The following is an 8943-nucleotide window of genomic DNA, read 5'->3' on the forward strand; positions in this document are numbered from 1 at the left end:
ACGCTCCAACTATTTATCAACTAGTGCATTACACGCGTTTGGTTGCAGGTGGCAGATGTTTTCATGTTTTTTCAACTTTATAGAGGAGGATTACGCATTAAAATTAGGGTCACAACCGTAAGTCATAAAACAAATTCACCTTTGTGTCCTCCGTGTCCTCTGTGGTGAAAAGAAGCATTGAATAAATGAAAGAAGAGCGGTGAATGATAAGGAAATCTCCCGTTCATCCACCGCTCTTTATCTTATAATACTGATATAAGCTGAACTCCTAAAAATAAAAAGATTAGATTGAAAGCTCTTTCAATACAGTGACAAGATCTCTCTTGATTGGTTTATCATTCTTAATAGCCTTGCTGAACGGTACGTAAACGATTTCATCATGTTCGATTCCGATCATTACGTTACGTTGATCTTCCATAATAGCATCGATAGCAGCAGCACCGAGGCGGCTTGCCAGGATACGGTCGTGGGCAGTCGGGCTACCACCACGTTGCAAGTGACCTAAGATCGTCACACGTACATCGTATTGCGGGTATTCGTTTTTCACACGTTCGGCATAATGCATGGCTCCTCCGGTCAGTTCGCTTTCGGCTACCAATACAATACTACTGTTTTTTGATTTACGGAATCCGTTCTTGATAAACTCTTCCAGTTGGTCGACTTCCGTACTGAATTCCGGAATAATAGCAGCTTCCGCTCCCGAAGCGATCGCTCCGTTCAATGCAAGGAAACCGGCGTCACGTCCCATCACTTCTACAAAGAACAAACGTTCGTGTGAAGTGGCCGTGTCACGAATCTTATCCACAGCGTCCAATATCGTATTTAATGCAGTGTCATATCCGATGGTAGTATCTGTACCGTAAAGGTCATTATCAATAGTTCCCGGCAGTCCGATACATGGAACATCAAATTCCTGTGCAAAGATGCGTGCACCTGTCAGTGAACCGTCTCCACCAATGATAACCAAGGCGTCAATGCCTTCTTTTTTCATATTATCATAAGCCAACTGGCGACCTTCCGGAGTCGTGAACTCTTTACAACGGGCTGTTTTCAGGATAGTACCACCCAACTGGATGATATTACTCACATTCTGACTCTTAAATTCTTTGATTTCACCTGTGACCAGACCTTTATAGCCTCTGTATATACCTTTGACTTGCAATCCATTGTAGATAGCTGCACGTGTCACTGCACGTATAGCAGCGTTCATTCCCGGAGCATCACCTCCGGAGGTCAAAATTCCGATACACTTAACTGTTCCCATATAACAATCTCTCATTAATTAGTTTGACGCGGCAAATGTACAATAAAAAGTTGAAAGCAGCGGTTATGAAGTTTTTTTTCGTATGAAGAAAACATTAAAAATGTTCAAATAGCCCTTTCTTGCTTTCTTTTTATTCATTCGTGTTACTTTGCCGTTTTTTCTTATGTTGCTTTGCTATTATTCTTTATATGAATAAAGCAATTATTCTTTGATAAGCGTCCGAATGTGATTGTAAATCTTCTCCATCAACCATTTTGGAGTAGAAGTCGCCCCACATACACCAATCGATTTTACGTTTTGAAGAAGAGAAGGATCGATTTCTTTCTCGTTATCTATCAAATGCGAATTAGCGTTCACTTTCAAACATTCTTCAAACAGCATCTTTCCGTTCGAACTCTTTTTGCCGCTGACGAAGAAGATCAAATCGTGTGTAGCCGCAAACTCCCGGAGCTTAGGCATACGGTTGGCAACCTGACGGCAGATTGTATCATAATATTCGAAAGTCGCCTCCGGTGAAATATGTTGTTTGAAGTATTCTACGATTTCTTGAAATTCGTCCAGTGACTTGGTTGTCTGTGAGAAAAGGCGGATACTTTTATTTAAATCCAGCTTTTTGGCTTCCTCTGCCTTTTCAATCACAATTGCTTTTCCGTCTGTCTGCCCTACCAGTCCCAGCACTTCAGCGTGTCCGCTCTTGCCGTAGATGACAATTTGTTTTTCTTCGTCACTGTCTGCCAGATAGCCTTGTCGGATGCGTTTCTGCAAACGTAATACAACCGGACAGGTCGCATCGATAATCTCGATATTATTTTCACGGGCAATCATATAAGTTTCCGGTGGCTCTCCATGCGCCCGGAGCAATACTTTTGCATTTTTCAATTGCTTGAATTCTTCCCGATTGATAGTGATTAATCCCATCGTTTTCAGCCTGTCCACTTCCCGGCTATTATGCACAATGTCTCCGAGGCAATAGAGTGTTTCTCCCTTTGCCAACTCTTCTTCTGCCTTATGAATGGCTGTCACCACACCAAAGCAGAAGCCGGAACCTTCGTCTATCTCTACCTTGATCATAAAACAAACTATTTACTTACCTTATTAAATTGTTCGAAAAGCCATTTTTTCTGCTCTTCAATCGATAAGTCGGTATTATCCAGGAGCAGCGCATCTTCTGCTTTGCGCAACGGACTTACTTCCCGGTTTTGATCGATATAATCCCGTTGTTTCACATTTTCCAGAATCTCGTCGAAGCTGGCTTCCTGTCCCTTTGCTTTCAGCTCGTCATAACGGCGTTGAGCACGGATTTCGGGAGTGGCGGTTACAAATATTTTCAGTTCCGCATCCGGGAAAACAGTGGTACCTATGTCCCGGCCATCCATGACAATCCCCTTCTCATTTCCCATTGCTTGTTGTTGAGCTACCATTGCTTCACGTACGAAGTCGAGCGTACTGATAGGACTCACTTTGGAAGAAACCTCCATCGAACGGATTTTATTCTCTACATTCACACCGTTGAGATAAGTGTCGGGACGTCCGGTTTCCTTATTCAGCCGGAACGATATATGAATGTCCTTAATTTCTTTTTTCAGCCTCTCCGTATCGATAACGTCTCCGTCGAAAATTCCGTTTTCTATACTATATAAAGTGACCGCACGATACATGGCTCCGCTGTCAATGTAAATGTAGCCCACTTCACGGGCCAGATCTTTAGCCATTGTGCTTTTTCCGCAAGAGGAAAAACCATCGATTGCAATTGTTATCTTTTTCATATTCAGTTTATCTGATTTGTTCGCCAAAGATACGGTAAATTTGAAAATCAACCATAAGTTTGCCGTTAAAAGGAGCAAGACAAGTACGAAAGAATTAAAAAAGTTAAAAAGCCGGATAAAAAGAGGCAAAGAGGGGAACGAATACATGAAAATGTACTATATTTGCCCGGAGACACATGAAAGGACACTTTTTTTTAATCATTATATTAATAAATTTATGGAAGTTAAAAAATCACCCAAAGCAGACCTGGAAGGCAAGAAGTCTACATGGTTGCTCGTTGGTTACGTGGTAGTTCTAGCTTTCATGTTCGTGGCGTTCGAATGGACCCAGCGTGACGTGAAGATTGATACAAGCCAGGCAGTAGCTGATGTCGTGTTTGAAGAGGAAATTATTCCTATTACCGAAACCCCTGAACAAGCAGCTCCACCACCACCTGAAGCTCCAAAAGTAGCAGAATTGCTGGAGATTGTGGATGATAAAGCTGATATTGAGGAAACAACAACTATTATCAATGAAGATAACCAAGCTCGTGTAGAAGTAAAATATGTGCCTGTACAAGTTGTTGAAGAAGAACCGGAAGAACAGACTATTTTCGAGGTTGTAGAAAACATGCCGGACTTCCCGGGCGGACAAGCAGCTTTAATGCAGTATCTGGCAAAGAATATTAAATATCCGACTATCGCACAGGAAAACGGAACTCAAGGACGTGTTATCGTACAGTTCGTTGTTAACAAAGACGGTAGTATCGTAGATGCGAAGGTTGTACGTAGCGTTGACCCGTATCTGGATAAAGAAGCCCTCCGTGTGATTAATACCATGCCGAAGTGGAAACCAGGTATGCAGCGCGGAAAACCGGTACGTGTTAAATTTACGGTTCCTGTGATGTTTAGATTGCAGTAATTTGTAATAATATAAATTAGGAGGCTGCTTTCGGCAGCCTCTTTTTATTCATTAATTTTTTTATTCATCATGTTTACAGCTTCTCAATTACTTGATAAGATAAATCATCATATTTCTGAAATTCAGTTTACCCGGACGCCGAAAGGACTTTATGAACCGATTGAATATATCCTTTCTCTGGGTGGGAAGCGGATACGTCCTGTGTTAATGTTGATGGGATATAACTTGTATCGGGAGGATGTAGCGTCTATATACGATCCAGCCACTGCAATTGAAGTTTACCACAACCACACCTTGTTGCATGATGATTTGATGGATCGTTCGGATGTGCGCAGAGGCAAACCTACTGTACACAAAGTATGGAACGATAACACTGCTGTTCTTTCGGGAGATGCTATGTTGATTCTGGCATTTCGCTATATGACGGGATGTCCGCAGGAACATCTGAAAGAAGTGATGGATTTATTCAGTCTGACTACACTTGAGATCTGTGAAGGGCAGCAACTGGATATGGAATTTGAGTCCCGCTGTGATGTGACAGAAGACGAATACATTGAAATGATTCGTTTGAAAACGGCTGTGTTGCTTGCTGCTAGTCTTAAAATCGGTGCAATTTTGGCAGGAGCGACTGCTGAAGATGCAGAGAATCTTTATCATTTTGGGATGCATATCGGAGTTGCGTTCCAATTGCAGGATGATTTGTTGGATGTATATGGAGACCCGGAAGTGTTCGGGAAGAAGATAGGCGGAGACATTCTTTGCAATAAAAAAACATATATGCTTATCAAAGCACTGGAGCACGCAGATGAAAAGCAGCAGGAAGAATTGAATCGTTGGTTGAATGCAGAGACTTTTCAACCAGCAGAAAAAATAGAAGCGGTAACTGAAATCTATAATCAGTTGAATATCCGTAATGTCTGCGAAAACAAAATGCGCGAATATTACACCCTTGCTATGGAAAGTCTGGCTGCAGTCGCCGTTGCAGAAGACAGGAAAAAAGAATTGAAGAATCTTGTGAAATTATTAATGTATCGTGAAATGTAGCTAAGTGTCAGAGATATGCCTTACAGACGATTACCAAATACTGATCAAGCAAGAGTTCGGGCGTTGAAAGCGGCAGTCGAAAAGGGGGAGATGTATAACGTACGTGACTTGGCTATTACATTAAAGACATTATTTGAGGCACGTAATTTCTTACATCGGTTCGAGGCTGCGCAAATTTATTATACACAGTGTTACAACAACCAGTCGCGTGCCAGCCGTAAGCATCAGATGAACGTGAAGACCGCCCGGTTGTATATCTCTCATTTTATCCAAGTACTCAATTTGGCAGTACTTCGCGATGAAATCAAAGTGGCGCATAAAGAATTATATGGCCTGCCTGCTTCAAACACAGTGCCGGACCTGTTGAGTGAAGCCGCACTGGTAGAGTGGGGGAAGAAAATAATTGAAGGCGAACAACAAAGAACAACTCAAGGCGGCATACCTATTTATAATCCGACTATTGCACGTGTAAAAGTGCATTATGATATTTTTCTGGAAAGCTACGAACGGCAGAAAAACTATCAGGCATTAACCAGTCGCAGTCTTGATGAATTGGCATCCATGCGTGGGCGTGCAGATGAATTGATTCTGGATATCTGGAACCAGGTAGAAGCTAAATATCAGGATGTCACTCCCAATGATACCAGATTAGAAAAATGTCGCGACTACGGACTGATATATTATTATCGTTCCAGCGAGAAAGTAAAAGAAGAAAAAGAAATATCATGCTGATAGATACTCATTCTCACCTTTTTGTTGAAGAATTTACCGAAGACCTGCCGCAGGTGATGGAACGTGCACGGAAAGCGGGAGTTTCCTATATTTTCATGCCCAACATAGACAGTACCACCATTGATGCTATGTTGTCAGTGTGTAGGGATTATCCGGGTTTTTGCTATCCGATGATCGGGCTGCACCCGACTTCCGTCAATGAATCCTATGAACAGGAATTAGCAGTTGTACGCAAGTACTTGTCGACTTCTAATGAATTTGTGGCTATCGGAGAAATAGGCCTCGACCTTTATTGGGACAAGACTTTTCTGAAAGAACAAATTTTGGCTTTTGAAAAGCAAATAGAGTGGGCATTAGAGTATGACCTTCCGATTGTAATTCATTCAAGAGAAGCATTTGAATATATATATAAGGTAATGGAGCCCTATAAAAAGACGCCATTGACCGGCATTTTTCATAGTTTCACCGGGACATCGGAAGAAGCGGCGAAATTGTTGGAATTCGAAGGATTTATGTTAGGTATTAACGGAGTCGTTACTTTTAAGAAATCGACTTTACCGGAAACACTGACGACAGTTCCTTTGGAACGCATTGTGCTCGAAACCGACTCCCCTTATTTAGCTCCTGTGCCGAACCGGGGGAAGAGAAATGAGAGCGCCAATGTAAAAGACACACTTATGAAGGTGGCGGAGATTTATCAGATAACTCCAGAGCACGTAGCAGAGGTCACTTCTGTTAATGCGCTAAAAGTGTTTGGAATCCGCAAATAAGGTTCGAAAGGTTTTAAATTATATTAATTTGCAGTATTTATTCAAGATAAAAGAGGGAGAATGCTTCAAGAAAAGAAAAAAAAGAATACATTTGTAGCTGAAAATGCAGAAAACATGCAGGGAGAGATGCTCGAGTGGTTGAAGAGGCACGCCTGGAAAGCGTGTATACGCCAAAAGTGTATCCGGGGTTCGAATCCCCGTCTCTCCGCAGACATGAAAAAGAGAAGAGAAGTAAATACAATAATAATAATCAATTAATTAATCTTAAAAATTAGACACACAATGAAAAAGTTATTTGCAATTGTTGCTGTGATTGGGGCCTTCACTTTTGGCTCAATTCAACTTGCTCAGGCTCAAGATGCTCCTGCAGCAGAACAAACTGAACAACAAGCTGCTCCTGCCGCTGAAGCTACTACTGCTGCTGCTGCTCCTGCTGCAGAAGAAGGTGGTATTCACAAGGAAATCAAAGTTAAATTCATCGAAGGTACTGCATCTTTCATGAGTTTGGTAGCTATCGCTTTGGTGATCGGTTTGGCTTTCTGTATCGAACGTATCATTTATTTGAGTTTGGCTGAAATCAACACAAAAAAATTCATGGCATCTATCGAAGCTGCTTTGGAAAAAGGTGATGTTGAAGCTGCTAAAGACATTGCTCGTAACACCAGAGGTCCGGTTGCTTCTATCTACTATCAAGGTCTGATGAGAATTGATCAGGGTATTGATGTAGTTGAGAAGTCAGTTGTATCTTACGGTGGTGTACAGGCTGGTTACCTTGAAAAAGGATGTTCTTGGATCACACTGTTTATCGCAATGGCTCCGTCACTCGGATTCTTGGGTACTGTAATCGGTATGGTGCAGGCATTTGATAAAATCCAGCAGGTAGGTGATATCTCTCCGACGGTTGTTGCAGGTGGTATGAAAGTTGCCTTGATTACAACTATCTTCGGTTTGATCGTAGCATTGATCCTTCAGGTATTCTACAACTATGTACTTGCTAAGATTGAAGCTCTGACTAGCGAAATGGAAGATTCTTCTATCTCTTTGTTAGACATGGTAATCAAATATAACTTGAAATACAAAAAATAATCGAAGATGAGTAAGTTAACATATAGAGCATCGTATTATGCACTTTATGCGATGTTTGCCATCATCCTGATCGTATTGTGCCTTTTCTTCTTGGGAGGAGATGCAACAGGCGATGCAGTGATTGCGGGAGTAGATCCCGAGATGTGGCAGCCGGCTCAAACAGACGCCTTACTTTATTTGATGTATGCTTTGTTTGGCATTGCCATTGCAGCTACTATACTTGGTGCAATATTCCAATTTGGAGCAGCCTTGAAAGATAATCCGGCAAATGCTATCAAATCTTTACTTGGTTTGGTTCTTTTAGTTGTTGTTTTAGTTGTTGCTTGGTCTATGGGTGACGGAACACCAATGCAGATTCAGGGCTATAGCGGTACAGACAACGTTCCTTTTTGGCTGAAAATAACTGATATGTTCCTTTATTCTATTTACATCCTGTTGTTTGTAACAGTTGTTGCAATCATCGTGAGTGGCATAAAGAAGAAATTATCCTAATCAATTGAGTAATTCTCAATTAAATAAGTAATAACAATGGCAAGAGGAAAAAGAAAAGTTCCTGATATTAACTCAAGTTCTACGGCGGATATCGCTTTCTTGTTGCTGATCTTCTTCTTGATTACAACATCAATGGATACGGACCGTGGTTTGGCAAGACTTTTGCCTCCACCGCCCGAAGATCAAGATCAGGATAATACTGATAAAATCAAAGAACGTAACGTATTGCAGGTATACTTGAATAAAGATGATGCTTTGATGTGCGGTAATGATTATATCGGTGTTGATCAGTTGAGAGAGAAAGCTAAAGAATTTATTGCTAACGTTGCTAACGCAGAACATATGCCTGAAAAAACACAAAAGAATGTAGAATTCTTTGGCACATATCTGGTTAATGACAAGCACGTAATTTCTTTGCAGAATGACCGTGGATCTTCTTATCAGGCTTATATCAGCGTGCAGAACGAATTGGTGGCTGCATACAATGAATTGAGAGACGAGTTGGCTGAACAGAAATTTGGAACTACATATGCGGAATTGAATGACGATCAGCAAAAAGCGATTCGTGAAATTTATCCGCAACGAATTTCTGAAGCAGAACCTAAAAAATACGGAGAAAAAAAGAAGTAAGTAATGGGAAAATTTAATAAGACTGGTAAACGTGAAATGCCGGCATTGAATACTTCTTCGTTGCCTGACCTTATCTTTACCTTGTTGTTCTTCTTTATGATTGTAACAACAATGCGTGAGGTAACGTTAAAGGTACAGTTTACACTTCCGCAAGGTACTGAACTCGAAAAACTGGAGAAGAAATCGCTGGTAACATTCATCTATGTAGGAGAACCTACGCAGGAATATCGCGCAAAAATGGGTACTGAAAGTCGTATT

The 8943-nt window shown here is 41.3% G+C and carries 11 protein-coding genes and 1 tRNA gene; 9 read left to right on the forward strand and 3 right to left on the reverse strand.

Translation table 11 applies throughout. From position 1 onward, the window contains the following. Positions 1-283: 283 nt before the first annotated feature. The 3 genes from pfkA to cmk form a co-directional block, all read right to left on the reverse strand. Positions 284-1264, reverse strand: a complete 981-nt coding sequence (pfkA, locus tag KFO40_RS24670) for a 6-phosphofructokinase (protein ID WP_004297914.1) — start codon at positions 1262-1264, stop codon at positions 284-286. A 201-nt stretch (positions 1265-1465) separates the two neighbouring features. Continuing rightward, entirely contained in the window at positions 1466-2335 is an 870-nt protein-coding gene (locus KFO40_RS24675) for a 4-hydroxy-3-methylbut-2-enyl diphosphate reductase (RefSeq protein ID WP_004321844.1), read from the reverse strand. Between the two features lie 8 nt (positions 2336-2343). Continuing rightward, complete coding sequence (gene cmk, locus KFO40_RS24680; protein ID WP_015531444.1) at positions 2344-3177, reverse strand: (d)CMP kinase; 834 nt, start codon at positions 3175-3177, stop codon at positions 2344-2346. 70 nt (positions 3178-3247) lie between these two features. On the opposite strand from cmk, the gene KFO40_RS24685 reads away from it, so the two are divergent. From KFO40_RS24685 to KFO40_RS24725, 9 genes are all read left to right on the forward strand, one after another. Further along, the gene (locus tag KFO40_RS24685; RefSeq protein WP_004321840.1) at positions 3248-3931 is read left to right on the forward strand and encodes an energy transducer TonB; all 684 of its coding nucleotides are present in this window, start codon (positions 3248-3250) and stop codon (positions 3929-3931) included. A gap of 69 nt (positions 3932-4000) precedes the next feature. Then, the gene (locus KFO40_RS24690) at positions 4001-4975 is read left to right on the forward strand and encodes a polyprenyl synthetase family protein (protein WP_117684560.1); all 975 of its coding nucleotides are present in this window, start codon (positions 4001-4003) and stop codon (positions 4973-4975) included. 15 nt (positions 4976-4990) lie between these two features. After that, positions 4991-5707, forward strand: a complete 717-nt coding sequence (locus KFO40_RS24695) for a hypothetical protein (RefSeq protein WP_008024785.1) — start codon at positions 4991-4993, stop codon at positions 5705-5707. Then, a complete protein-coding gene (locus tag KFO40_RS24700; RefSeq protein ID WP_008024783.1) occupies positions 5701-6477 on the forward strand; it encodes a TatD family hydrolase in 777 nt (258 codons plus the stop codon). The genes KFO40_RS24695 and KFO40_RS24700 overlap by 7 nt, the downstream gene beginning before the upstream one ends. A 120-nt stretch (positions 6478-6597) precedes the next feature. After that, a tRNA-Ser gene (locus KFO40_RS24705) sits at positions 6598-6685 on the forward strand. Between the two features lie 74 nt (positions 6686-6759). Then, positions 6760-7563 carry a MotA/TolQ/ExbB proton channel family protein gene (locus tag KFO40_RS24710; RefSeq protein WP_118218464.1) on the forward strand — a complete coding sequence of 268 codons (804 nt, stop codon included), beginning with the start codon at positions 6760-6762 and terminating at the stop codon, positions 7561-7563. 6 nt (positions 7564-7569) lie between these two features. Next, entirely contained in the window at positions 7570-8055 is a 486-nt protein-coding gene (locus KFO40_RS24715) for a hypothetical protein (RefSeq protein WP_008019454.1), read from the forward strand. A gap of 36 nt (positions 8056-8091) precedes the next feature. Beyond that, entirely contained in the window at positions 8092-8685 is a 594-nt protein-coding gene (locus tag KFO40_RS24720) for an ExbD/TolR family protein (RefSeq protein ID WP_004315773.1), read from the forward strand. A 3-nt stretch (positions 8686-8688) separates the two neighbouring features. Beyond that, positions 8689-8943 (forward strand): ExbD/TolR family protein (locus tag KFO40_RS24725; protein WP_211146906.1); only part of this gene is annotated, 255 nt, incomplete at its 3' end.

This window comes from Bacteroides sp. 1001302B_160321_D4 (genome assembly GCF_015667765.1).
Classification (GTDB): Bacteria; Bacteroidota; Bacteroidia; order Bacteroidales; family Bacteroidaceae; genus Bacteroides; species Bacteroides xylanisolvens.

Bases quoted from the DNA above. Each gene is read 5' to 3' on its own strand.
- pfkA (WP_004297914.1), bottom strand. From the start codon at position 1,264: ATGGGAACAGTTAAGTGTATCGGAATTTTGACCTCCGGAGGTGATGCT.
- KFO40_RS24675 (WP_004321844.1), bottom strand. From the start codon at position 2,335: ATGATCAAGGTAGAGATAGACGAAGGTTCCGGCTTCTGCTTTGGTGTG.
- cmk (WP_015531444.1), bottom strand. From the start codon at position 3,177: ATGTATTCGTTCCCCTCTTTGCCTCTTTTTATCCGGCTTTTTAACTTT.
- KFO40_RS24685 (WP_004321840.1), top strand. From the start codon at position 3,248: ATGGAAGTTAAAAAATCACCCAAAGCAGACCTGGAAGGCAAGAAGTCT.
- KFO40_RS24690 (WP_117684560.1), top strand. From the start codon at position 4,001: ATGTTTACAGCTTCTCAATTACTTGATAAGATAAATCATCATATTTCT.
- KFO40_RS24695 (WP_008024785.1), top strand. From the start codon at position 4,991: ATGCCTTACAGACGATTACCAAATACTGATCAAGCAAGAGTTCGGGCG.
- KFO40_RS24700 (WP_008024783.1), top strand. From the start codon at position 5,701: ATGCTGATAGATACTCATTCTCACCTTTTTGTTGAAGAATTTACCGAA.
- KFO40_RS24710 (WP_118218464.1), top strand. From the start codon at position 6,760: ATGAAAAAGTTATTTGCAATTGTTGCTGTGATTGGGGCCTTCACTTTT.
- KFO40_RS24715 (WP_008019454.1), top strand. From the start codon at position 7,570: ATGAGTAAGTTAACATATAGAGCATCGTATTATGCACTTTATGCGATG.
- KFO40_RS24720 (WP_004315773.1), top strand. From the start codon at position 8,092: ATGGCAAGAGGAAAAAGAAAAGTTCCTGATATTAACTCAAGTTCTACG.